At 29.5% G+C, this 25,580-nt stretch carries 21 protein-coding genes and 1 pseudogene; 4 read left to right on the top strand and 18 right to left on the bottom strand.

Features of this window, described 5'->3' with window-relative positions; all coding sequences use genetic code 11:
- Window positions 1–30 precede the first annotated feature (30 nt).
- The 5 genes from PHEL85_RS02585 to PHEL85_RS02565 form a co-directional block, all read right to left on the bottom strand.
- Window positions 31–1,365: a DUF58 domain-containing protein gene (locus tag PHEL85_RS02585; RefSeq protein ID WP_235318219.1), complete on the bottom strand. Its 1,335-nt coding sequence runs from the start codon at window positions 1,363–1,365 to the stop codon at window positions 31–33.
- 138 nt (window positions 1,366–1,503) lie between these two features.
- Window positions 1,504–2,508, bottom strand: coding sequence for an AAA family ATPase (locus tag PHEL85_RS02580; RefSeq protein ID WP_036820646.1), 1,005 nt, complete (start codon window positions 2,506–2,508; stop codon window positions 1,504–1,506).
- 3 nt (window positions 2,509–2,511) lie between these two features.
- Window positions 2,512–3,723 (bottom strand): DUF4350 domain-containing protein, encoded by a 1,212-nt coding sequence (locus PHEL85_RS02575; protein ID WP_052108433.1) that lies wholly within the window; start codon window positions 3,721–3,723, stop codon window positions 2,512–2,514.
- Window positions 3,720–4,466 carry a hypothetical protein gene (locus PHEL85_RS17220; RefSeq protein ID WP_052108432.1) on the bottom strand — a complete coding sequence of 249 codons (747 nt, stop codon included), beginning with the start codon at window positions 4,464–4,466 and terminating at the stop codon, window positions 3,720–3,722. The genes PHEL85_RS02575 and PHEL85_RS17220 overlap by 4 nt, the downstream gene beginning before the upstream one ends.
- Complete coding sequence (locus PHEL85_RS02565) at window positions 4,463–5,431, bottom strand: stage II sporulation protein M (RefSeq protein ID WP_036820643.1); 969 nt, start codon at window positions 5,429–5,431, stop codon at window positions 4,463–4,465. The genes PHEL85_RS17220 and PHEL85_RS02565 overlap by 4 nt, the downstream gene beginning before the upstream one ends.
- A gap of 22 nt (window positions 5,432–5,453) precedes the next feature.
- Here PHEL85_RS02565 and PHEL85_RS02560 point away from each other — a divergent pair, with 22 nt between their 5' ends.
- The 3 genes from PHEL85_RS02560 to PHEL85_RS02550 all read left to right on the top strand — a co-directional run bounded on the left by PHEL85_RS02560 (window position 5,454) and on the right by PHEL85_RS02550 (window position 8,858).
- Entirely contained in the window at window positions 5,454–6,266 is an 813-nt protein-coding gene (locus PHEL85_RS02560) for an RDD family protein (RefSeq protein WP_036820640.1), read from the top strand.
- Window positions 6,267–6,349: 83 nt separating this feature from the next.
- Complete coding sequence (locus tag PHEL85_RS02555; RefSeq protein ID WP_036820637.1) at window positions 6,350–8,449, top strand: elongation factor G; 2,100 nt, start codon at window positions 6,350–6,352, stop codon at window positions 8,447–8,449.
- 25 nt (window positions 8,450–8,474) lie between these two features.
- Window positions 8,475–8,858, top strand: a complete 384-nt coding sequence (locus PHEL85_RS02550; RefSeq protein ID WP_036820634.1) for a hypothetical protein — start codon at window positions 8,475–8,477, stop codon at window positions 8,856–8,858.
- Window positions 8,859–9,456: 598 nt separating this feature from the next.
- Here the strand turns inward: PHEL85_RS02550 and PHEL85_RS02545 are convergent.
- From PHEL85_RS02545 to PHEL85_RS02515, 7 genes are all read right to left on the bottom strand, one after another.
- On the bottom strand, window positions 9,457–9,786 hold the full coding sequence (locus PHEL85_RS02545) for a phosphotyrosine protein phosphatase (RefSeq protein WP_036820631.1): 330 nt from the start codon (window positions 9,784–9,786) through the stop codon (window positions 9,457–9,459).
- Between the two features lie 2 nt (window positions 9,787–9,788).
- Window positions 9,789–10,175, bottom strand: a complete 387-nt coding sequence (locus PHEL85_RS02540) for a hypothetical protein (protein WP_156109083.1) — start codon at window positions 10,173–10,175, stop codon at window positions 9,789–9,791.
- 349 nt (window positions 10,176–10,524) lie between these two features.
- Window positions 10,525–12,195 carry a T9SS type A sorting domain-containing protein gene (locus PHEL85_RS02535; RefSeq protein ID WP_036820626.1) on the bottom strand — a complete coding sequence of 557 codons (1,671 nt, stop codon included), beginning with the start codon at window positions 12,193–12,195 and terminating at the stop codon, window positions 10,525–10,527.
- Between the two features lie 14 nt (window positions 12,196–12,209).
- Window positions 12,210–12,560, bottom strand: a complete 351-nt coding sequence (locus PHEL85_RS02530; RefSeq protein ID WP_036820623.1) for a hypothetical protein — start codon at window positions 12,558–12,560, stop codon at window positions 12,210–12,212.
- A gap of 921 nt (window positions 12,561–13,481) precedes the next feature.
- A complete protein-coding gene (locus tag PHEL85_RS02525) occupies window positions 13,482–14,738 on the bottom strand; it encodes a purine-cytosine permease family protein (protein ID WP_036820620.1) in 1,257 nt (418 codons plus the stop codon).
- 1 nt (window position 14,739) lies between these two features.
- On the bottom strand, window positions 14,740–15,780 hold the full coding sequence (locus PHEL85_RS17215) for a hypothetical protein (protein WP_052108431.1): 1,041 nt from the start codon (window positions 15,778–15,780) through the stop codon (window positions 14,740–14,742).
- A gap of 68 nt (window positions 15,781–15,848) precedes the next feature.
- Window positions 15,849–18,188, bottom strand: coding sequence for a TonB-dependent receptor (locus tag PHEL85_RS02515; RefSeq protein ID WP_036820617.1), 2,340 nt, complete (start codon window positions 18,186–18,188; stop codon window positions 15,849–15,851).
- A gap of 122 nt (window positions 18,189–18,310) precedes the next feature.
- Here PHEL85_RS02515 and PHEL85_RS02510 point away from each other — a divergent pair, with 122 nt between their 5' ends.
- Window positions 18,311–19,534, top strand: a complete 1,224-nt coding sequence (locus PHEL85_RS02510; RefSeq protein WP_036820615.1) for a hypothetical protein — start codon at window positions 18,311–18,313, stop codon at window positions 19,532–19,534.
- Between the two features lie 567 nt (window positions 19,535–20,101).
- Here PHEL85_RS02510 and folE read toward each other — a convergent pair.
- The 6 genes and pseudogenes from folE to PHEL85_RS02480 form a co-directional block, all read right to left on the bottom strand.
- Window positions 20,102–20,759, bottom strand: a pseudogene (gene folE / locus PHEL85_RS02505) (GTP cyclohydrolase I FolE).
- Complete coding sequence (locus PHEL85_RS02500) at window positions 20,749–21,153, bottom strand: MerC domain-containing protein (RefSeq protein ID WP_036820613.1); 405 nt, start codon at window positions 21,151–21,153, stop codon at window positions 20,749–20,751. The pseudogene folE and the gene PHEL85_RS02500 overlap by 11 nt, the downstream one beginning before the upstream one ends.
- Before the next feature lie 25 nt (window positions 21,154–21,178).
- Entirely contained in the window at window positions 21,179–21,658 is a 480-nt protein-coding gene (locus PHEL85_RS02495) for a DUF4625 domain-containing protein (protein ID WP_036820610.1), read from the bottom strand.
- Window positions 21,659–21,723: 65 nt separating this feature from the next.
- A complete protein-coding gene (locus tag PHEL85_RS17210; protein ID WP_052108430.1) occupies window positions 21,724–22,596 on the bottom strand; it encodes a DUF4625 domain-containing protein in 873 nt (290 codons plus the stop codon).
- A gap of 19 nt (window positions 22,597–22,615) precedes the next feature.
- A complete protein-coding gene (locus PHEL85_RS02485) occupies window positions 22,616–24,982 on the bottom strand; it encodes a TonB-dependent receptor domain-containing protein (RefSeq protein WP_036820608.1) in 2,367 nt (788 codons plus the stop codon).
- A 219-nt stretch (window positions 24,983–25,201) separates the two neighbouring features.
- Window positions 25,202–25,522, bottom strand: a complete 321-nt coding sequence (locus tag PHEL85_RS02480) for a hypothetical protein (RefSeq protein ID WP_156109081.1) — start codon at window positions 25,520–25,522, stop codon at window positions 25,202–25,204.
- Window positions 25,523–25,580 lie beyond the last annotated feature (58 nt).

Genomic DNA, 25,580 nt, shown 5'->3' with positions numbered 1-25,580 from the left:
TTTATTTTAACTTCAAAGATAAAGAATTCCTTAAAAAAGACCTCTAGATTTTAAGTCTAAATACTTGTTAATTGTATCACCTGTTAAATTTTCTGGTTTGGTTAAAACAGATTGAATTCCGTATTTTTTTAACTCTTTTACAATGCTTTTCTTTTCATACATAAACTTCTCTGCAATAATACTATCATAAACACCTAAAACATCTTCGCTTTTAGAAGTTGTTAATGCTTCTAGTTCTGTGTTTTCAAAGAAAACAACCAATACTAAATGGTTTTTAGCCAACGCTCTTAAATAGGGGAGTTGTCTTTTTAAACCATCCATCGTTTCGAAATTTGTATATAAAATCAACAAACTTCTATGGGTAATTTTCCTTTTTACCACAGCATATAAAGTACTAAAATCTGATTCTGAGAAATCCGTTTTTATATTGTGTAAAGCTTCAGAAATTAAACTTATTTGAGAGCTCCTTTTTTCAGCAACTACCCAATCTTCTAGTTTTGTTGAAAAAGAAAGCATCCCTGCTTTGTCTTGTTTTCTTAAAATAACATTACTGATTGCTAAAGTGGCGTTTATCGCATAATCTAAAAGACTTAAATTATTAAAATGCATTTGCATTGCACGTCCTTTATCAATAATTGAATATACTGGTTGCGATTTTTCTTCTACATATTGATTGATCATTAACTGATTTCTTTTTGCAGTTGCTTTCCAGTTTAATGAACGGATATCATCACCAGAAACATATTCTTTAATTTGTTCAAACTCTAAAGAATGCCCAATTCTTCTTACTTTTTTTGTTCCGTATGAAATTGCATCGTTATTAAAGGCTCTAAAATCAAAATCTCTTAATTTTAAAAAAGAAGGATAACATTTTACTTCTTTTTCAGTTCCTAAAATGTATTTTTTAGTTGCTAATTGTAATGGAGAACAAGCGTATATATTAATATTTCCGAATAAATAAACACCTCTTTTTGTGGGGATTAAGTCATAATGGATGGTTTTTTCTTCTTTATTGGATAAAATTAAATTAAAGATAAAATCTCTTTTTTGAAATTGAAACGGAATTTCTTCAATAATTGATAAATGTGCATTAAATCCATACAAATTCTGTAATTGCATCGAAATTTTATTTACATCTCCATTCGATAAACGCTCTGGTAAATAACGATTTACCGTAATTGCATTTTTTATATTGTATAAAATAAAAATATCTACCAACACTAAAACTACTAAAATAAAAAGCAACACTTTAGAGATGTCAAAAAAGACAGGTATAAAAAAACCAACCACAAAAAGGATTGAGATTCCTCCTAAAAAGTAGAAGAATCTGTTATTTAAAAATAAAGTGTTGTAAAAGTGTTTCAATGTTGTTTATATAATTGTGAGTTTTTTAAAATTCAGATCTCATTCCGAACAAAGAATGAGGGGGAATCTATAATCTATAATAATGAGATCTCTCAATCGTTCCTCATTTCGAGATAACAGATTTATAAATATTATTTTTTACCTCGGTATTTCTACTGCTTCAATAATTTGTTCTATAATTTGTTTGCTTGTTAAACCTTCCATTTCTCTTTCTGGTGTTACAATTACTCTATGCTCTAGAACCGGAATTGTAGCTCTTTTAATATCTTCTGGTGTTACAAAATCGCGTCCTTCAATAGCAGCAAATGCTTTAGAAGCGCCTAAAATAGCAATACTTGCTCTGGGTGAAGCGCCTAAATATAAAAAGGAATTAGAGCGTGTATTCACAACAATATTCGCAATATATTTTAATAAGTTTTCTTCTATTTTTATTTGATTGACTAGATTTCTAAACTCAATTATTTTCTTACCTGTAATTACGGTTTCAATTTTACTTGCTTTTGTAGTGTTTTCTAAAGCTTGTTCTTTCATGATGATTTGTAATTCTTCATCAGCATTTGGGTATTCTACATTAATTTTAAATAGAAAACGATCTAATTGCGCTTCAGGCAATCTGTAAGTTCCTTCTTGTTCTATTGGGTTTTGGGTCGCTAAAACAACAAAAGGCTCTTCCATTTTAAAGGTGTGTCCATCAATAGTAATTTGCTTTTCTTCCATAACTTCAAACAAAGCAGCTTGTGTTTTTGCAGGTGCTCTGTTGATTTCATCAATTAAAATCATGCTAGAAAAAATAGGTCCTTTTTTAAACTCAAATTCGGATGTTTTTACATTAAAAACAGAAGTTCCTAAAATATCTGAAGGCATTAAATCTGGTGTAAACTGAATTCTACTAAAACCAACATCAATAGTTCTTGCTAACAATTTAGCTGTAATTGTTTTGGCAACTCCAGGAACTCCTTCTATTAAAACATGACCATCAGAAAGGAGGGAAACAATTAATAAATCCATCATTTCTTTTTGACCAACAATTACTTTTTGTAATTCCTTTTTTATCTTAAAAACACAGGCTTGTAATTCAGATAAATCTATTCTGTTTTCAAATTCTAAATTATTTGGTGTTTCTTCGTTATTTGGTGCTTCCATATTTTAATTTTTTAAGAATTTTTCAATCATTTTATGTAATACAACTAACTCTTCTTCAGAAGATTCTGTTCTTTTATTTAAAGTAATGATTGTATTGATTAAATATTTTGTTCTCTGTAATTCATTACCAGATTTAGCAGCTAATTTTTCAATAAAATCTGCGTTTAAATTGGTGGTATTTAAAAGGTATCTAGAACGTACTTTCTCTAAAAAATACCCTATTTTTTTATCAACCAAATTCTTGTGATCTTGTTCTTTTAAATACAGGTTTGCAATGGTTTGTGTAAATGCTACCGTTGAGTTTTTTAAAGGCTCAATAATAGGAATTGGTCGTTGTTTTCTTCTTGCATTAAAAATCATAAACAATAATAAACCAACTAATGACACAAATAAAAACCACGTTAAAGTTTGATGTTCTAAAAAGAATTTAAAAACATTGGTACTGTCTTCTTTTTTTTCTGAATATTTACTCGATTTTATGTGTGGATCCCACAAAATAGCAGCATTTGGTAAATAAGAAAATACATTTGCAGCATAGGTTTCTCTACCATTTAATAAATTGTAATTGGTAAATGCAATTGGCTGCGTGTGTAAGTAAAAAGCGCCTTTTCCATGATGTATTTTTACAAAATTGGGTACTTTTTCTCCATCAACCTCAATAGTTCCTAAAACATTGGTACTGTTTTTATTGTATTGTAAAAAGTAGTTTCTGCGTATATTTCTATCAAAAGTAAAAGACGTTTTAGAAAATTGATCATTATTCAATTCAAAAGTTCCTTTTAACTTCTTTAAATCTTTAACTAAAAAAATCTTTTCATCTAAATTATTGGTCGTAAATTTTAAGGATGCTTGTAAAGTATCTTTAAAGTGATTAAAAGCTAAGAACACGTTATTTCCTTTAGAAACAAAGTCTAAAAGTTCCGTAACACCTTCATTAGAATACTTATAACCACTATGTTTAATACAAACATAATTCTGAATTTTGGTGCTATCTAAATCAGAATCAAACAATAAATAGTCATATATATTTTCTTTTAACAAAGTAACTTCATAGTCTTTAAAAAGTGCTGAAGCTTCATTATAAATGATGTAATTTCCAAACGGAGTTTTCTCTTTTTCTTTAAAATTTTCGTTCCAATCTGTTTTATTACAGCTTATTAATACAAATAAGAATAGGAGAGGAGCATATTTTTTCAGTTGATTAAATACCATCATTTTAAAGAATTTTTAAAAGATTGATACTTATTTTCTGCCAATTTAAAGTTGACTTCATCTATTGGAAAATCTCCATACCAAACATAAGAATATACATATGACAAATACGAAAACTCGGTTCTTGTCGTTTCATTTTCAATTTCAAACAGGTATTCTGAATTGGTTTTATCTTTATGATAATCAATAAGTTTACTGTTAGACAAGGTTTTTAAAACTGATAAATAGTAATAACGAATTGCCAATCTATATGCTTTATTGTTGATTGCTTTTTGTAATAAACCATCAATATCTGTTTCATGAATATCTTCCTCTTCGTAGATTAATTTTTCTGCTACTTTCTTTTTCGACTTTTTAAAGTTCCAAAAGTTGGTTTCTGTGCCTAAAAAGGTTTTTAGAATGATAAAAATGATAATTCCTCCTAATAAAAAAGGGAATATTTTACTGATAAAAAATAAAATAGCTTGTGCAAAAGCAGGATTTATTGATGACGGTTCCTCTTCTTCCTCAATTTCTTCTTCCGCATAAACAAACTCCTTATCATCATACTTTTCTTTTAAATCTTCTCTAAAAGCTCTTTTTTCTGCATATTCAATAGATTTGTTATATTGAGAGGTATCTATCTTTATTTCTTTTTGAATTACCTTTTTTATTACTTTCTCGACAGCAACAGTTTCTTCTTGCAAAAACTGCCCAAAAGTGATGGTAGCAAAGAAAAGGAACCCTAAAAAAAGTAATTTTTTCATGAACGTAAATTGTATTTATTAGCCACTTTAAAAGGGAAAATTAAATAATAATAACTAATAGAAATCAAGCTAAAACCAATAATTACAAAACACATAATAGTGGGCATACTATTAGAATATCTGGTAATATAACCTTCTAAAAAAGCTGCAACTAAAGTAAACGGAATGGTACTTATAAAGATGTAAAAAGCATTTTTCATTCCTCTTTTAAACGATTCTAAGCGTTTAAATGCACCAGGAAATAAAATACTTGCTCCAATTATATAACCCGCTGCAGCTTCTATAATCATGCTAAATATTTCATAAGTTCCATGAATCCAGATACCTTTTATACTATCAAAAAAACTATTGTTTTGATAGAAGAAGGCCTGAAAAACAGCCACCATAATTGCATTGTAAACCACGTAAACACCGGTTCCAATCCCTAAAAACAAACCCGAAAGAAACATGTTTAATCCAACACGTTGGTTGTTGTCATAAATTCCAATAAAAGTTCCCCAATTGCTTCCACCTTTATAAATGGCCATTGCATCGCCACTTTCTATGTTTTCTATGGTTTGATTTACATAACTGTTTCCTAATATTTGACGCGCAAAAGAAGCATCATTAAATGTTGATAATAATCCGATTAAAAAAAAGGCGAAAAAGACAATAAAGGATAAGTAAATAAATTTTTTGTACTGATAGCAGAGTAGTGGCACTTTATCAAAAAAGAAATATAAAAAGACATTTCTATTGCGTCTTTTTGAGTGATATACCTTGTCAAAGCTTGTTTTTGCTAACTTATTTAAAAACTGAGTAACCTTACTTTTTGGGTAATACGTTTGGGCATAAACAAGATCATTCATAATCTTAATATGCAAGTTGGCTATGTCGTCAGGACTTTTTTTCTCTTTATTTGAAATTACTTGTTCAAATTCAAGCCATTTTTCTTTATTTTGCTTTATAAAAGCGACTTCTCTCATTCAGAGCGAATTTAACCATTGCATGAAAAGACTCCAAATAAAAACAGCACAAAATGTAAACATCAATTTTACCCTTGCAAATGTGGGGCAAAGACTCTTGGCATTTGGTGTAGACAACATTTTAAAGTTTACTTATCTCTATTTTGCCATTTCTTTTTTAGACTTTAAATTATTTGAGGCAGCAGTTGGAGGAGATTCTTGGTCTGTTCGTGCCATAGATGTCATGATTTTTTTACCTGTAACCTTTTATTCTTTATACACAGAATTGTTATTAGGCGGACAAACCATAGGAAAAAAATTACTGCAATTAAAAGTAATCAATATAGAAGGTTTTAAACCCTCTACCACAGATTTTGTAATCCGTTGGTTTTTAAGAGTGGTAGATTTTAATCTTTTTATGCTATTATTTGTCTATGTTTCTTCTTTAGGTTTAGATAACGAAATTGGGTTGTTATGGATTTTATTTCTATTCGGAAAAATGATTGGTTTCTTTATGATTCTTTTTACAAAGGACAATCAGCGTTTTGGAGATTTCATTGCAAATACAGTGGTCATTTATTTGAAAGATGATGTAAAGTTCTCTGAGACCATTTTAGAGGATATTTCTAATAAATATGTACCAACATATCCCAATGTGATTAAATTGTCTGACAATGATGCTAGAATTATCAAAAACACGTTTCAAACGGCTCAAAAATATAATGATTATAAGACCTTGATAAAATTGCGTTCAAAAATTTTAGAAGTAACTCAAATTAAGTCTGTACATAAAAGTGACAAAGAGTTTATAGATGCCGTATTAAAAGATTACAACTTTTACACACAAAGCATGTAAGTTTTTCTAAAACCTAATAAAAGTCATATTTTTCATGTATTTATATTTTTAAATTTATAGGGTAATCTTATAAATCGACGAGTATGAAAATATATGATGATAAACACATTAAAAATGTTGTCTTTGTTGGTGCCCATAATAGTGGAAAAACCACTTTAGCAGAAACCATGTTATTTGAGGCTGGAATAATTAAAAGGAGGGGAGCCATTGAAACTAAAAACACTATTTCTGATTATCAGGAAATAGAACATGAAAGACAAGCTTCCGTTTTTGCAACCCCTTTACATACAGAATGGAGAAATTATAAGATAAACATTATAGATACTCCTGGTTTAGATGATTTTATAGGAGAAATTATATCTTCTATTCGTGTTTCAGATACTATTACCACCGTAATTAATGCCAAACATGGTGTAGAAATAGGAACCGAAATTATTTGGAATTATATCGACAAATATCACAAACCAACACTTTTTGTAATCAACCAAATAGATCATAAAGATGCTAATTTCGAAAATAGTTTTAATAGTATCAAAGCACTTGTTGGTAACAATGCAATTAAAATTCAATATCCTTTAAAAGTTGATGGTAGCCAATGTATTATTGATGTTTTAAAGATGAAGATGTACAAATTTGGTCCAGAAGGAGGAAAGCCTGAAAAATTGGCGATTCCAGAAGATCAAATTGAGTTGGCAAATCAACTTCATAATGAGCTTGTGGAAAAAGCCGCGGAAAACGACGAAGAATTGATGGAGCTTTTCTTTGACAAAGGCACATTGAACGAAGATGAAATGAGAACAGGAATCAAAGCTGGAATGTTAAATCATGAAGTTTTTCCTGTTTTTTGCGTTTCTGCCATAAATGACATGGGAACAGGCCGTTTAATGGGCTTTATAGATAATGTGGCTCCTGCAGCAGCAGATTTAAAACCAGAACAAAGTGTTGAAGGAAACGAAATAAAAAGAAGCAAAGATGCAGCTCCTGTTTTGTTTGTGTTTAAATCTATTTATCAACCTAATTTAGGACAAATAACCTTCTTTAAAGTAAAATCTGGAGAAATACATGTAAATGATAAATTGATTAATAGTAGAAACGGAGAAACAGAAACCATCAATCAGTTATACATTATGGATGGTAAAAATAAAGAACCTGTTGCAAAATTAACTACAGGAGATATTGGTGCAACTACCAAATTAAAGTTTACAGAAACCAATGATACTTTAGCTACAAAAGCAGAAGGTTTTACCATAAAACCCATTCAATATCCAGATCCAAGAATTACCAAAGTTATTTTTGCAGAAAACGTAAAAGAAGAAGAAAAACTAAGCGAATCTTTAAAACGTTTACAGAGTCAGGATCCAACAATTGTTGTCAATTATTCTAACGAGACCAAAGAAACTTTAATTGGTTGCCAAGGAGAATTGCATTTAGCAACCATTACTTGGACTTTAGAAAACATTTATGGTGTAAAAGTAGGGTTTAAAAAGCCTAAAATTCAATACAGAGAAACCATACAACGTTCTGCAAACGCAAACTACAGACATAAAAAACAATCTGGTGGTTCTGGTCAGTTTGCACAAGTACACTTAAAAATTGAGCCTTGGTATGAAGGTATGCCAGAACCAGAAGGTTTTAATTTAAGAGGAAAAGAAGTGGTAGAATTGCCTTGGGGAGGAAAACTAGTTTTCTATAATTGTATTGTGGGTGGTGCAATAGACACTCGTTATTTACCTTCTGTACAAAAAGGAATTTTAGAAGTAATGGAAGCTGGTCCTTTAACAAATTCTTTTGCAAGAGATATTAGAGTGATGGTCTATGATGGAAAAATGCATTCTGTAGATTCTAATGATATTTCTTTTAAAATAGCAGCAGCACATGCTTTTAAAGAAGCTTTTTTAAACGCAAACCCTAGATTGTTAGAACCTACAAAAGAAATTTCTGTAAAAGTACCAGAACAAATGGTGGGTAATGTAATGACTGAGTTACAATCTAGAAGATCTATGATTTTAGGAATTGAAACAGAAGGTAATTATCAAGTGTTAAAATGCATTACACCTGCTGCAGAATTGTTTGGTTTTTCTACTGTGTTACGTTCTTTAACACAAGGAAAAGCAACTTTTAATTCTAAGTTTTCATCCTATCAAACAGTGCCTACAAATGTTCAAAAAGAATTAGTATCATAAAAGTTTAATCTAAAAAATTAATAATATGCAAACCAAAGTATCACATTTAAGCGATCTAAAATTTAATTTAGAAACCTGGAGAAGAGAGTTGCGTTTTCATTTTGATGAAATGGATACGTTTCAAGATAAATTAGAAGAAATTGCTGCAAGAGAGTATGACAAAAATGCTTCTATGAAAATAGAGCAGTTTCAGAATAGGATTCTAATTGAAAAGGATGTAATCTCTAAATTAAAGCATCGCTGCAAAAATAAAATGAACATCTTAAATAATTTGTATGCTAATGAAGCCAATGAATTAAAATATCAAACAGCACAAAACCCGTTAATGGATGATATGAGAACTTATATAAAAATGCATTATGAACTCAAAGAAGAAATGATGACTTTTTTCTTAAATTGGTTGGAATAAGTTTTATTTTAATGATTTCTATAAAAACCACATACTATACAAAAGGGTGTGGTTTTTTTTATGCTCTTAAAAACTCTATTTAACATAATATAAATTATAATACAAATACGCCCATTTGATAGTTATAATGATATTATGTAAAATATCCCAGAAAGTATTGTTTCCATTAGAAACCTTTGAACTTGGGTCATTAAACATTAGTAATATACTTCTCGTATAATTTTAATATTCTGAACTATTGTTCAAGTTTTTTTAAATACGCGATTCACGAGAAACATCACGTTTACAAATTTGTATTATAATTAGTCGTTATGTAAAATTGCCACTGCAATTGCGCTCGATTGCTTTTTATAATCAAATTGCTATGGCAATTTATTTTAAACACAATTTCCAACCGCATTGCCAGCGCCAAAAAAAAGCTAGCTTTTAACTATTATTGAAATTCTCGTTTTCGAGGAAATGTTCGTTATAATTTTTTTTACTAGATTCTCGTGGATTACCACAAGAGCTTAAATTTTAAAAAAGTAAAATTCTAAGCGCTTGTTATATTTATAACTCCTATTAATGTTTTAATTCCGTTTCTATTAGAAATCCTATTTTACATAATAATTTTAGTTTTTAGAATTTCAATCAATTCTTTAGAACCATATTTATAGATATCATTAATGTTCAACACAGTTATTTTATTATAATAAGTATTACCAAAAGCTTCTTTAATAGCTTTTAAATGCTTGTTTTCCATTACAAACACATTATCAGCTAAATCTAATTGTTCTTCGCTCATGTAGTTTGTTCCAAGCTTATTACAAGTCTTTTTGTTAGTTCCAGCAGAATCAAAAGATAAACTTGGATAATGCTTACTAAAATAATCTTCGGCAGTTTTTGAACGGTCTTTATTAGCTGAACAAACAAATAGTATACTTTTCATAACTAAAGTTTTACATTCTCTAAAGCATATTTGCTTAATTCTGGAATTGCATTTGTAAAAACGCTAATTTCCCAATTAGATAAATGCGCTAACATTACGTCATTACTTTTAAATATTGAGTTTGGATTTAAAAATACTATTGATGGAATGAGATATAAAACTTTCGCTTCGCTCTCAATTAAAAGAACTAAACTAATTAATAGATTTTCATTTAATTCTCCTAAATCTTGCTTTGAGATTTTAATAGATTTTTCTGCAACAGCATCAATAAATTTAAAGAATAATTGATAAGAATTACCATTATTAACCTTGATAATAAAGTCTACTGCTTCTTTCCTACTTTCCTTTTGTGATAGTTCTATTTGAGCTTTATTAAGCTCTGATTTCATGAAATTTAATGCGTTTTCATTGAGAGTATTCATAGATAACAAGATACATTTTAAACTTAATATCTTTTGTCTTGAAACAAAAGAAACAAAAATTCAAGACTACATATAATTTTGGAAACAATTACGGTTCGTTACGCTATATTTTAGGAAAGATTGTAGACGAACCAAGATTTCTGTAAAAAATGCTTTAAAACACTTAAAAACCATTAATAATAATAATAATAATAACTAAACCCCTAAAATATTACGCTCCTCTCTCCTATTGTTTTACCAAAATTCTATGAGGTCATTTTGCCAACACTATTTATGAGTAAAAACGTACTGACTCTATTTTACATAGTATAAAACATTATTCCTTAATTATCTTTCGTGTTATACTATTTCCTAAATGCAAAATATTTAAAAAATAGATTCCTGATTTTAGATTTGTAATATCTATTTTTCTTGAATTATTACTTTGTGCGGATATATCTCCATTTAATACTTCTTGCCCCATTATATTAAAAATGGCAAACTGTAATTTTTCATTTGCTAATTTATAATTTAACTTGACATTAATCTCTTCAAATGCAGGGTTTGGGTAAATAATTACTTGTTCTTGTTGAGTTAGTTCCTGATCTTCTATGGAAAGAGGGGATGTTGTATCAATGGAAAAAAGAGTATTTCCCATAGAGATATACCATGTATTGTTAAAATAATAAGGGCTACCTAAGGTATTATTTGATATTTGAAAGATACCATCTTCTTGAGTATATAAATATCGTTTGTTATTATTAATAAAGATAACTTCTCCTTCTTCATTTAATTCTTCAATTCTGCTATCAGTACCAAAAGGAGCCACTGTAACTATATCGCCTGTAGGCTTTCTTAACATTATTAATTCTTGACCTAAATTACCTTCTTTTCTGTAAGTGATATAACCATTATTGATTTTAAAATCATCAGGCCAAAGAAATTGGGAACCAGCTTCTCTAAGTACAATTTGTTCTACTCCATCATATAAAACAATAGCATAATTGTCTTGTAGTTCCATTTCTTTAACATAAACATATAAATTACCATCAGAAGCTACAAATCGATTTCTAATTTCGCCTGAAATACCATCAGTGGTAATATTTTCTGCAACTTCATTGTTTAGTAAAATGATATTTCCATCGTTATTGTAATATAGTATACCACCGTTAGTGAATATTTTTTCAATACTATCATAATTCTCTCCTCCATGAAAACCATCCAATAAATTAATACTAGAAGGATTTGATATTTTTTGAATAAAATAATGAGGTTGACATTCTTGTAAAAATGTACCAGGAGATATTTCGGTGTATTCACAAACGTACAAACTAAACAATAAATCATCTCCAATAACAGAGTTATCATGTACTTGTACTATATGATTTTCATCATCATATACATCAATACCCGTAAATCCTATTTCTGTAGTAATATTGGTATTGGGATTCCAAATAAAACTGCGTCTACCATTAAGATTTTCAGAATCCGCTCCAAGTATATAAATGCCTTGATCTAATAATTTAAAAGATTCATTATAATTCAATAAAGGAGTATCAGTAGTGAATGAAATATCCATTACTTGCCCTGTACTTATTTCAGTTTTTGAAACTGATTCAATCTCATACAAGTAACTCTGATACAGGGGACTCCAAGCATATTCTCTATTAGTGTAAAGTATGTTGTTACCATCAAAATCCATTATCTCATTTTGAACGGAGTATTCTTGAACTAGAGGTTCGCTTGGATCAACATAAACTTGTCTTCTAACAGATGTTGTTTGGTTTCTAATATCGGTAACCTCGAGAAGTAATGTTACCTTAGTGTTCATGTAATCTGTAAGGTCAAAATCACCTGTAATCAATGTATCAGAATCCATTAAAGTATAAACTGCTCCATTCTCATCAACTACTTTAACACTATATGATAACATAACTGGAAGATCTCCTTCAATATCCATTCCATCAAATTCAATTGCTATTTCTGGTCTAGCAACACTATGATTCAATGGTAATAGAACATTTACCTCAGGTTTTGTATCAAAAAAAAAGTTCTATTTTCTGAAGTTGTATTATCTAAAACATCTGTGACATTTATCTGCAAAATATGAATTCCTTGAGGAATACTTGAAAGACTGATAGTACCATCAAAAGTATTACTTCCTTCTACTGGATTAAGCTGAGTTACATTACCATCTATAACAGCCTCTACTATTGAAATTTCATAAGTAGCATTGATTGCTAGCTGCACATACATACTCTCACCAACAATTTGTTCAGGAGAAGGATTATATATATTCAAATTAATTTCTTGACTGTAAGCGTTTGAAGTTATACAAACAATCAAAAAAACTAATAAACAGGTTCTAATCATAATTTTAATATTTATAATCAAAGTTACAATTATTTATACTATAATAATAATCCATTCCACACACATTCCACTTCTCTACTATCGTCGTTTCGTAAAAAGCGTGTTCCATTAACATCCGTAGAGAAAAATTTGAGAAGAAAAAAATTAAAGAAATTTGAGGAGATAACTTCGCTTTTACCCAAGCAAAGTAACATAACGCAGAACATTATAATACTTTTTAGTAATTATAATATGACATTATATAAAATGTCTTTGTAACGATTTATATGTGGGTAATATTGTATTCCAACGCTTGCCAACTTGCCCGTACAAAAAAGGGACGTTCGGGCGGGCGCCAAAATAAAAGCTAGCCTTTTTGCTCTTATTAAAAATCGCGTATTCGATAAAATACGTAATAAAAAATTTTAGACGATTCTCGTAAGCTTGCCACAAGATCTTAAATTTTAAGAAAAATAAAATTCTAAGCACTTATTCTATTCTCGTTACTATTTAAGCTTTTTTAATTGTAACTACCAATATTATGTAAAATAGAATTTGAAGATTTAAACTTCTTGAGTTTTGAGTATATCTTTTTTTCTTGAAACAAAAGAAATCGACTTTAGGAGATTCATGAATACTTAAAACAATAAAAACGCATGAACTAAACAAAAAAATCATGACTGCATACAATTTTGTGAACAATTACAGTTAGTTACGCTATATTTTAGACTATTTAGCGTTAAGAAAATGTACCTAAAGTACATTTTTAGATAAATACGATTTGAAGCAGACTTTTAGTAAAGTATTGTATCCAAAGACAATCATCCTCAGGATAATTGCATTTGTATAGCATAAAATATGTACGCTCATTTCTTCTATTGTTTTGACCAAAATTTTATGAGACCGAGCTAAATAATGAAGTTTTATATACATAATAGTAGATTAGAAAATTCGCTTCCTTTCTAAAAGAACATAGATTAATCCACCAAGAAGAAATGAATCTATAAAATACGCATGCGTTAATTGAAAAACTTCTAAATACGTAAATAGCGTAATAATTGAACTTAAGACCCAACTAATCAAAGCTGAAGATTCCCATTTGTTTATATCCTGTAGGTTATAGATTTGCTTTTTAATGAAAAAGAAATGAAGAAAATATATTGAAGAAATTGATGGTGCTAATATTCCTAGGAATTCTAGAAAATCAAATAGATAGGTAGCAAACCCTAATAATGCCAATATTGTACCGAATATACTAGACGCAATAGCAACCTTTTTGAAGGTCCAGCTTTTGTTGATTGTACTAAACGTTAAGCTTGCTGAATATAAATTGGTAGCATTTGTGCTCCAAGTCGCTATAAACAATAATAAAAAAGCAGGAATTACCAAATTGTACTGCTCCATTATTTTAATAATATCAACTTCACCAGTTTGAATAGATGGTACAGCACTAAGCATATAGGCCAAAGGTGTACCAATGGTTAAACCCAATACTGAAAATAAACTTTGTTTATCTGTTTTTACAAATCTAGAAAAATCTGCCATTAACACAGGAAATAAAACCGCAGCACCTATTAAAATTGATGTTGCTTCAAAAAGTGTCATTGAATTTTTTTTTGGAACATAGTCGAAAAGTTGCGATAGACTTTCTAAATCTGCTACAGAGCGATAAAAGACATACCCTAAAAACGCCGTTAAAATTGGAATAGAGAAATTGGCAAGCTTTTCAATACTGCGTAAGCCATAAACTGTTGTAATGGTTATAAATAGACTGGTTACAATAATGATAAGCTCCTTTGATACAACAACATCAAAAGTACTTATTGAAGTATCATATATGGCAATTGCTAATAACTCTATAGCTACAGCAAACCAACCAATTAATGTAACACCGAAAATAAAATTGACAATTTTAGCTCCATATTCTCCAAAACTAAAATGTAATATCATGTAAGTTGATAACCGAGATCGATTACCAATTAATGTGGTTGCCATACACATTATAGTTAAAACAAATGTGGAAATACCAAATGCTATAAGCGCTTGATTAAGACCTAGATTGAGTGCAATTTCTGAACCTAAAAATAGTGTAGAAACTGATAATCCTGTACTCGCAATAATGAAACCAACAACCCAACCAGACACAAAGTCTTTTGGTTGCACTTTTGTGGTTGTGTATTGATTTTGGTCTTCTGCCATTTTAATTAGTTAATAAGTTATTGACCAATGGTACTAAATCTGGATGACAAACTATACCATTGTCAAAAATTTGAATGTCGTCTAAAAATATAGAAACATTTGTAACTACCCCATCAAAATGCGATTTTGCTTCTTGACCATAAGGTGGCATATCCATTGCACTAGTGTGACCAAACCCAAAGTCTACTCCACCCCAAATACGTTCGTCTTCACAAAGTTCGCCTGTTAAGGCTTTTATTCCTGGATTTAAGCCAAACATATTATGAGATATTTTATACATGTTTTCGTCTTTAAATGATGCCAAATATGATTTAAAATCTTCTACTCCATTTTCTCCATTTACATCTATAATCGAACCATTTTTCATGGTAAACTGTATTTGGCCATCTCTTGGAGCTCCTTCCAATATGTCAAAAGCGATAGTCCCATTCATACTGCCTAATTTAGGAACTATATTTATAAATCCAGGAGCTGTACCAAACTTTGGCATAGAAAAATCGCCGTCATCAATATCGAATGCATAATTAAGATCTATATCGTAAGATACATTTGTACCATTATTACTAGTAATATGAACCTTTTTACAAGCCATTGCCATGTCTCTAACTTTACTTAAAAGAGATTTAAGTAATTGGATATCAAAACCAGTAAACATTCTATCTAAAGATTCAATACTTGAATCTGCAATAATCAAATAACGTAATTTATTATTTTCTTTAAAGGCGGTTTCCCAAATATCTGAATATAAAATTACGGTAGATTGTGCTTCAATCCAAACATCTACCTTGCATAGTGCAGCAGTTAACGCTTCAGATGGCCAATCTTTCATTCCTGCTTGTCCGCTTTGTTCTGCTTTTGGCATCCACATTACTAAAGGTATACCTGCTGCTGCTGCTGCTGCATTTGCCATGGCATCTATTATTTCTCTATCAGAGCCTGTGTCTGCTGTTATCGCTACTGTTTCTCCAGGTTTAACTTGAAACATAGTTTCAATTAATATTTTAGAAAAACGTGCAGTTAATATTTTTTTATCTTTTGTCATAAATAGTGTGAAAAAAAGAGGGAACTTTTGCTCCCTCTTGGTAATTAATTAAACTAAAATGGAGCATTTTAAAATTTTACTGAAATAGAAGTACCAACAGTTAAAGGTCTACCTCTCCAAGCTACATCATCAGGGCTACCCACAAATTCTCCTGGAGAAAATTCTTGATAATATAATTTATCTGTTAAGTTTTTACCCCAAAAATCTAATTTCCAGTTTTTATATTCTAATCCAATTCTAGCTCCTAATAAAGAATATGCAGCTGTAGTAAAGTCATCTCTGTTGCTCTCATGCCAATATGTTTCTCCCGTAGTATCTAGGTTTAAAAAACCGTTAAATTTTAATTCTTCGTTTATTTTAAAAGAAGATTCTAATCCAATACTAAAATTATCAACTGGCACAAAAGGTGTTTTATTACCATTATAGACTGTGTTATCTGTTGTATTACCATCATCACCACCAACTTTACCACCATCTATTATTTCGGTCTTAGTATATCCGTAACTTGCAAAAGCATCTAAAAAGTTTGTAAGACGTAAGCGAGACTCTAGCTCAAATCCAACAAATTTACTATCATTATAATTGTAAACACCTGCAATAAAAGTATCTAAATCCAAAATATATTGTTGTTGATTATTCATTCTGGTAGTAAATACAGAACCGTTAAAAATAAATCGATCATTCCATGAAGTTGTTTTAAAACCTAGCTCATAATTCTCTGAGGTTTCATCTTTAAATTCTCTATTAAAAAGACCTGTTGCTTGCGCATTATAACCTCCAGTTCTATATCCTTTACCGTAATTAGCATAGAAAAGAATATTTTTTGTAGCTTGATATGATAGTGATGCTTTTGGTTGAAAAACATTGTTAGTTCTAGATGATGCTGTTTCAAAAAGCGTATCGTCTTGACTAAATTTATCCATATCATATCTAAAACCAGCAGATGCAGTTAATTTGTCTGTCAATTTATAATCTGCAAACCCAAAAAGTGCAATTGTTTCTGTTGTATTTACATAGTCTGCAACTGGATAAGGGTCACTTTCATAAGTTCCATTTTCTAGAAGATCTTTTTCTGTATTTTGATAAAAACCACCTATACTCCAATCAAATTTTGTGTCGGTGTTTTTATTATTTAATCTAATTTCTTGATTGAAAGTAGTTGTTTTAGTAACTCTGTTTTGTGTAAATAAATCAAAATCCAAAAAGTCGAGATCTCCATTCATTGTTTTTTCAACATTGTTAAAAGAAGTGATACTTTGAAGACTCATGTTTTCAAATTTATATTCCATTTTTATGTTTCCGTAATTATTTTTCATATCCGATTTACCTAATACATCCGCTACAATTACATTGTTATCATTTGTTGGATTTGGATCCATTACTCCACCAGGAAATTCGCCTTCAAAACCGATTGGATTTACGGCATAATAGGCTGCACCTCCTTTTAAATCAAAATACTGATAAGTACCTGTTACACTAAAATCATTAGAAATTCTAGCTTTAATTTGTCCTCTAACATTAACATCTGTTCTAAAATCTACTTTTTCATTTAAAAAATCATTGGTAAATAAACCATCAAAATCTTTATATTGAGTAGAAAAACGATAAAATATTTTGTCTTTTTTTAAAGCTCCAGAAGAAATAAATTGCACTTCTTTTTGACCACCATTTCCAACGCCTAACTTTATTTTGTTAGCCATTTTATTTGTAGGTTCTTTCGTATAAATATTTACAGCACCTCCAATTGCATTTTTCCCATATAAAGCACCTTGAGGACCTTTTACAACTTCAATTAATGCTAAGTCATATAATTCTTGACTTAATAAACTTGGATCTGGTATTGTAACACCATCAATTACAAAAGCTAAAGGAGCATCTCCTCCCCTTACTTGCGAAATACCTCTAATAGTTATGGTATTTAAACCAATTTCTTGTGAAGTGTTAAACTTTAAATTAGGAACTAAAGCAGAAAATGAACTAACATCTATAATACCTGCGTTTTCAATACCTTTCGCATTTAAAGCTGTTACAGATTCTGGTGTAATTTGTATCGATGATGTACGTTTTCTAGATTTTCCAATAACTCCAGAAAAACCTTTAACAACTACTTCATCTAAAGATTCGTTAGATTCTTTTAATTGTACATTTATTATTTTTTTATCTCCAACAGTAATGGTCTGTTCTTTAAAACCAATAAATGAAAATACTAAAACAGTATTTGCATCTGTTGTTCTTATTTGATAATTTCCATTAAAATCTGTACTTATACCAAAAGTTGTACCCTTAATGGCGATACTTACTCCAGGAATAGGTTCTCCATAGGTATCTGTAACTTTACCTGTAACTCTATTTTGTGAAAAAGATATTGTACTTATTAATAAGAACAATAATAAAATACTTTGTTTCATAATATATATGTTATATAAGTGTTAATTTTATAATGTAAATGTAATCTACAAATCTTAATTCCTGTTCATTTTAATTATTAAAAATATTTTTAATAATTTTACATTAATTTTTAAGAATTTTTATGGAAGAAAAAAGAACTTCATTATTATTAACATCAGAATATTTTAAATTATTATTAGAAGTCATTTATGACACTTTTAAAAAGAAGCATAATCTTAAAAAAACGCCTAAAACTTTTCAACTATTCGGGTACGGAGCTTTTAATGAAAGCAAACCCAGTTTAAAGAAAGATTTTGAAGAAATTGGAACTGAATTTATCAATGGAAAATATTTATATGATAAATCACGAGAATTAGAAAAAGGAAAGTCAGTTATTAAATTAAATGACTATTACAAATCTGTTCTTCTATTGTATATTGGTTATGAGGATTTTGAAAAATTTTTAGATGACAATAAGTTAAGTAAAGATGAAAATGAAAAACAATCTGCCTTAATTCACAAAGATAAATCGAATACTTCTTATTATTATTTAAACTATTACTTTGGTGAAGACAACATCATTTTAAAAGGAAAAACCATTATTTCAAATAATTGGAAAAAAATTCAGCACTTTTTCATATATCCACTTGATGATGGTTCTATGAGAGAACATTACAGTCATGGTAATATTGCACGGCAAGGAGATACCTTATATATTAGAACCAAAACACTTTCGGGGACAAAATATATTGAAGGTTCAAGTGAGATCTATTACATTGGTCATAAAACACCTTCAAATATAAATTATTTAGTTGGTACCTATTGTGCATTTGATATTTATACAAATCCAGTAGCGGGTCGTTCTATTTTAGAAAAATGCAAGAGTAAAGAAGAGATGGAGGAAAAATCAAAAGATCCAAATATACCAGCATATATAGCCTTAGAAATTAGAAATAAACGGATTGTTAATGAAAGTATTGTTGGAAAACATTTTTTAGAACTATCAAATAAAAGCCCTTATGCATCTATCTATTATAACATTCCTGGTATTTATGACATAACTTTTCAATTTGAAAATGGTTTTAAAGAACATTTAAAGTTTGAAATTGTAGCAACTAACTATAAAATAGAGACACTTACAGAAAATGTTTATATCGAAAAAGATAGAATTGAGCTACTAAACAAAGGATCCATAATTAACTTTAGATTTAATTTTTCAGGAATTATTGCTCTAGAAAGAGTAAATTTTTATCTAAAAACGTATTATTTAAAAGGTAAAAAATACAATCAAACTGGTGTGTTTTCTGGAATAGATAATGAAAATCGACTTGTAAATGGGAATGTTTTTATTGAGTATAGTAAGTAATGATTTTCCATTTTATACACATTTCACTACTCTCCTATCGTCGTTTCGTAAAAAGCGTATTCCATTACATTTTTAAAGAAAGTTTTTAGAAGAAAAAAATAAAATAAAAATTGTGTAATAATATCGCTTTTTACCAAAGCAAAGTAATCCCGTTTCAAGAACGGGACAGGCGCCACGCAGAACATTATAGTACAAATGTTATCATTGGTATTTTATGAGAGAAGTCCATTTGATAGCTATAATGTAGTATTATGTAAAATATCCCAGAAGCATTCGTTTTCATTAGTATAATTGGAACTTGGGTCATTAAACTATTAAGCGGTTTGCTTCGCAGCGTTTAAAAAAAATTTGTATCTATAATTAGCCGTTATGTAAAATAGCCGCATGCCAATGCGCTCGATTGCTTTTTAAAAATTTAAATGCCTTATATGGCATTTATTTTTAAACACAATATCCAACCGCTTTGCCAGCGCCAAAATAAAAGCTAACCTTTTTGGGCTGTATTAAAAATCGCGTATTCGATAAAATCCTAATGATGTTATTTTACAGATAATTAGAGATGTATATTTATTTTATGATTATTTTTAAAAACTCATTTCTAATTGCAGTTTCAGAAAAAGAACCACCATATTCTAAAGTTGTAGTATAACTACTTTGGTCTTTTATACCTCTAGAGGAAACACAAAGGTGTTTTGCTGTTACTGAGACAAATAACATCTTGTGTATCTAAAACCTCTTGTAAATCATTTAAAATTTGAAGTACCAACCTTTCTTGTACTTGTGGTCTGCGTGCATAATAATCTACCAAACGATTAATTTTTGAGAGTCCAATTACTTTGTCTTTTGGAATGTATGCTACATTTGCAAAACCAACTATTGGTAGAAAGTGATGTTCGCAAGCAGAATCTATAGTGATATTCTGTTCAATCAACATTTTTTTATATCCGTACTTGTTATCAAAGACTGAAAGTTTAGGTTTGTTTGCTGGGTTTAAGCCATAAAACAATTCTTTTATGTACATCTTTGCAACACGATATGGAGTTCCAGACAAACTATCATCCGTTAAATCGAGCCCCATTTCTTCCATGATCATTTTAAAATGATGTTGTATATTCTTTATTTTTTCATCATCCGATTTATCGAATGCATCAGCCCGTAAAGGAGTTTTAATGTTTGATGAAAAATGATTATCTCCTTCGATATCAATTTGTTCTTTATCCTTCATTTGTGCAGCATTTAGTCGTATTGCATTGGCAATACTTTTTATTGTATAGGTGTAATAATATTAAGGCTAGTGCAGATACATAAATAGCTTTTTCATTTAAAGAAAACCATGCTACTTTTTCGTTTATAATGATTATAAACAAAGTAAACCAACTGAACCATAAAGCAGGTTTTACCCATTTACTAGAAGTTGTTTGTGTAGAACGATACACTGCGAAAAATGAAATTACTAAGAAAAAATAGTCTATAATTTTCCACCAAGAAGGCGCTCCATCACAACAAGTCATGGTACAGCTTTGTGTAATAAAAATAAATGGGGTAGCAACACAATGTATCAAACAGAGTGTACTTGAAATAGCTCCAATACTGTCTGGTTTTTGATTTATTAATATCATTATTTTTATGAAATAATTAGTTGAACTATTCTACAATTTTTATATCCATTGAGGTTACACTTTGCCAACCTGTAACATCGGTTACAGAAAAAGAGCAATGGTAATCACCAGTATCAATAGTGTTTGGTATCGTAATGCTAACGTTTATTTCGTATGATGTTAATCCTTGGTCTATACTATAGTTTTCAATAAATATAAATGGATTAACAGGATCTTTTATAGTTCCTAAATCACAAGTTGCTTCTTGGTCATCATGCGTATGATGATCAAAATTATTGTGTATATCTATACTGTAAGCAGCTAATTCTAAATTGTCAGTTACTTGTGCTTTAAAATGATACGTTTCTCCTTTAGTCAATACTTCACATGCTTTCGGAAAACCAGCATCATAATTTAATGAAATTGTAGGTTTTTGTAAATCCTTTTCGTTATCGTCTTCACTAGAACAAGATGCTACTAATAATAGCATTAAACTTGCTATGAATCCTAATTTTATTGTTTTCATAATTTTGTGTTTTAGAGTTATAGAGACCTCCGTAAAGAGGTCTCCAATAAACTCATTTTATTTATTTAAAGACTGATGTTAATTGGGTAATGAGCAGAAATTGCACCATTACCATTAGCATCACTTGTTTTAATTAAAATATAGTAGCTACCAGTTTGCCACGCATTATCACCTGAAATTACTGCTGGTGTCATATTATTATCCATTGTAGCGCCTACATTGATAGAAGCAGTAAAATCAACTTCATCTGGATCTGTAAAATCATGAGTATGCATCATTACAATTACAGATGTATTAGAGCCTCCTACATTTGCATCTGTAATGTTATCTTCTGTTCTTACTAATGCCACTATCATACCAGACAATGCAAAGTTATCTGTTATAGTTCCTGAGATACTTATAGTTTCTCCTGTACTAAAAGAAGCTCCGTCTGCAGGACTCGTTGTTATTGAAATAACAGGGCTTTCATCATCAATAAGTTCTTGAATTTCTAATTCTTCTTCTTCTATTATTGTTTGATTTCCTTCCATATCAGTAACTATAAAATGAAAGTGATAATCACCTTCAGCTATATCAGCAGGAACTTCAACATGTTTGTGGAACGTGGTATTCAATAAGCCCGAAAATTCTTCATAGGTATATTCATATTCCCATCCATCAGGATCTTCTTCATTATGTACTTCTACAGTAATAGTACTTATTTTTCCTTCTGCAACAACATCGGCTTCTATATGAATATCAGAACCTAAGTATGCAACGTGGCTATCCCCTATTCCTAGTTCAAAATTAGAAATTACTGGTGCAGCATATGTTGGTCCATCGTCATCGCTACTACAAGATGTTAATGCGATTCCAAAAAATGCAATAATGGCTAAAAGTTTAAAATTTGTTTTCATTGTTTTTAAATTTGATTTAAGGTTTAAATTGATTGTTTTCATTGTTTTGGTTTTTGAATTATTAAAAGGTTTGAGTTAATGCTATTGATATGTTTCTACCAGCTTCTGGTACATCTATTAGGCGGTAAAAACTTGTATGGTTATAATATTTGGTGTCGAATACATTGTTAAGTTTTAATTTTAATTGCAAAGGGGTGCTTTTGTTAAATGCAGCAATTGTAGCTAAAAAAGACATGTTTAGTACTTGATAACCACTTGTTACTTCTTCTGGTGGTACAATTTCATTTTGGTCTGCAGTAATTCTAAAATCAGCAGAAATTTGTGGTTCTTTCAAAAAACGGAAGTCGTTAAATTGATAATTAGCTGATAATAATGTAGAAAAAGGTGGAGAAAATGGTAACGTAAAATCTTTTTTAGGTCCACTTGTTTGTCTAGAATATACATATTCTGTCGAAGCGTTTAATTGTAAGTTTTCAAAAATGGTAGTTGTAGCTCTAAGTTCTCCTCCAAATCGTACTACTTTAGCTTGGGTGTATTCGTATATCTGTTGGGTTTGAAAATAGTTTGATGTTGGATTTAAATAGATGTAGTTTTCAAAATAATTAGCAAATGGGCTCACACCTATACTACTATTTTTAAATTGATGACTAATATCGAGATCTAATTGATACGATTCTTCTGGTTCTAAATTGATATTCCCTTTTTCGTAACGATACATGTGATAATTAACACCATTTGATGCCAATTCATTTGCCAAAGGCATTCTAAAGCTTTTACCAATATTAGCTTTATACGTAGTTTTGTTGTTTATATAACTTATACCTACTGATGCACTAATGTTTCCAAAATCTAGTGTTTTGTTTTGAGATCTTTGTAAATAAATTAATGAGGTGGAACCATCTTCATTATCAACAGAAGATTGAAACCAATCATTATAAGCTTTACTTTCTATAACTCCATAATCGTAACGTATACCTGCTAAAAGATGAAAATCAGAATTAATTTTGAAGGTGTCAAAAGCAAAACCACCAATGGTAAAACGATTATATGCTGGTATTAAAAATCCCCAACCAGCAATATTATTATCTTGGTATTCGGTATTTATACCCGCAACAATAATGTGGTTTCCATTAGGTTTAAAAGTATCTTTAATATTTAATGAGAATGTTTTTTTATGAAAATCACGCTCTTTAGTATTAGAAGGTTTTGGCATATAACCATGAGATGTTGGTTCTGTATACTCTTCTCTCTTATTATTTTGAAATCCGATATCGAAAAGTAGTGTATGATTATTAAATATTATTGAAGTATTATTTATCACTTTAAAATGATTTACTGTATGATAGGGTAAATCAATATCTCTATTAGAAGCATCATAATCTATTGAAGAAATTCTAACCTCTAAACCATGTGCATTGGCAAAAAAACCATTTTTAGCATATACATTACTTATAAAAGTTTCTGATATAACATTATTAGAAATATAACCAACACTAAAGTTTGCGTTTGCTTCTGTACCTGCTGTATTTCTTAAATTATGATCATGTAATGTAAAAATGTAGTTATCATAATTAATTTTTTCTGTGGGTACTTTATAATCAGCATAATCTCTAAATGTTAATCGCGTACGATAAAACAATTTTTCTTTTCGCTTTTGTAGGCCCAAAGAAATACCTAACAAATCATTATTGCTTTCTGCTAATAGATTTACTTCGCCTTTAAAAGAGTTTTCTAGCGGAACTTTATTAGGTTCTATATCTACTACACCCGCAATAGCATCTGAACCATAAACTAATGATGCAGCCCCTTTTATTATTTTTATATTCTCAATTCCATATTGGTCTATTTCTAAACCATGATCACTTCCCCATTGTTGTGCTTCATGCTTTACACCATTTTGTACTACTACAACTCTATTAAATCCTAAACCTCTAATAACTGGTTTAGATTGACCAGAACCAATTTTAATGGTACTAACTCCAGGTATTTTACTTAAGGTTTGCATCAAACTATTTTCTCTATTTTTTACAAGAAAATCTTTAGAAACTAACTCAGTTACTGTTGGTGTTTCTTTAATGATCCTTTTTTTAGTTTTTCCAACAAGTTGAATTTCATCAAGCTTATTATCAGACTCATCTAAAAGAATTTTAATTAACGGCATATCTGGACCAACTATAACAGTGATATCCTTATGTTTACAACTTATATGAGAAATTTTAAAATTGTAGGTTCCTTCTAATACCCCATTAATGCTGAACTCTCCTGTTACAGAAGTTACTGCATGTAGATTATCACCAATAATATATACCCCTTCTAATGGTTGATGGGTTATGGCGTCTAATACAACACCTTTTACTTGATACGTTTTTTGTGCAAATACGATGGTATTTAAACTAATAAATAGCCATACTAATGTTTTTTGAAACATAATTATATTAAAAAGAGATTTGAATAATTGTTCTTGAGTTAGAACTTAAACCACCTATATTTTAGAAGTATTTGTATGGTGAAAAAGAGCTAATTATTATAACTAAAAATTGTTTTATATAATGAATTATCTTCATTCAGAGATTCTTAATAAACGATAGAATAACGAAATAAAAGGTGTTCTTTTTTATAAGAAAAGCATCTTTTTAATACAAACTTACTATAGGGAAACATTTACTATAAAAGGAGGAGGTCTACAAAATAATTGATTAGACGCAATGCTGTTAGAAACTTTAAAACTGTAGTTGTTTAGAACAATGTTGTTAATTAATAACGTTGTGTTTTTTATTGAAAAATCTTGTTGTTCAGAAGAGAGTTCTGTTGTAAAATTATGAATTATTGCATAATGACATATTTCACATGGTGCATCATGATTATCATCACCATTATGTGAGAATGTATGCAAACCTACCATTTTCATTGACAGAAAAAGTACAAGGAATAAATAAGTGATGGTATGTTTTATACTACTAGATTTCATTAAAATACGACTCTAATTCTATATGTATTTACTTTGCAAAGATATTATTATTTTTTAT

Source organism: Polaribacter sp. Hel1_85 (assembly GCF_000766795.1).
Taxonomy (GTDB): Bacteria; Bacteroidota; Bacteroidia; order Flavobacteriales; family Flavobacteriaceae; genus Polaribacter.
This window is presented reverse-complemented; position numbering and strand designations above follow the sequence as displayed.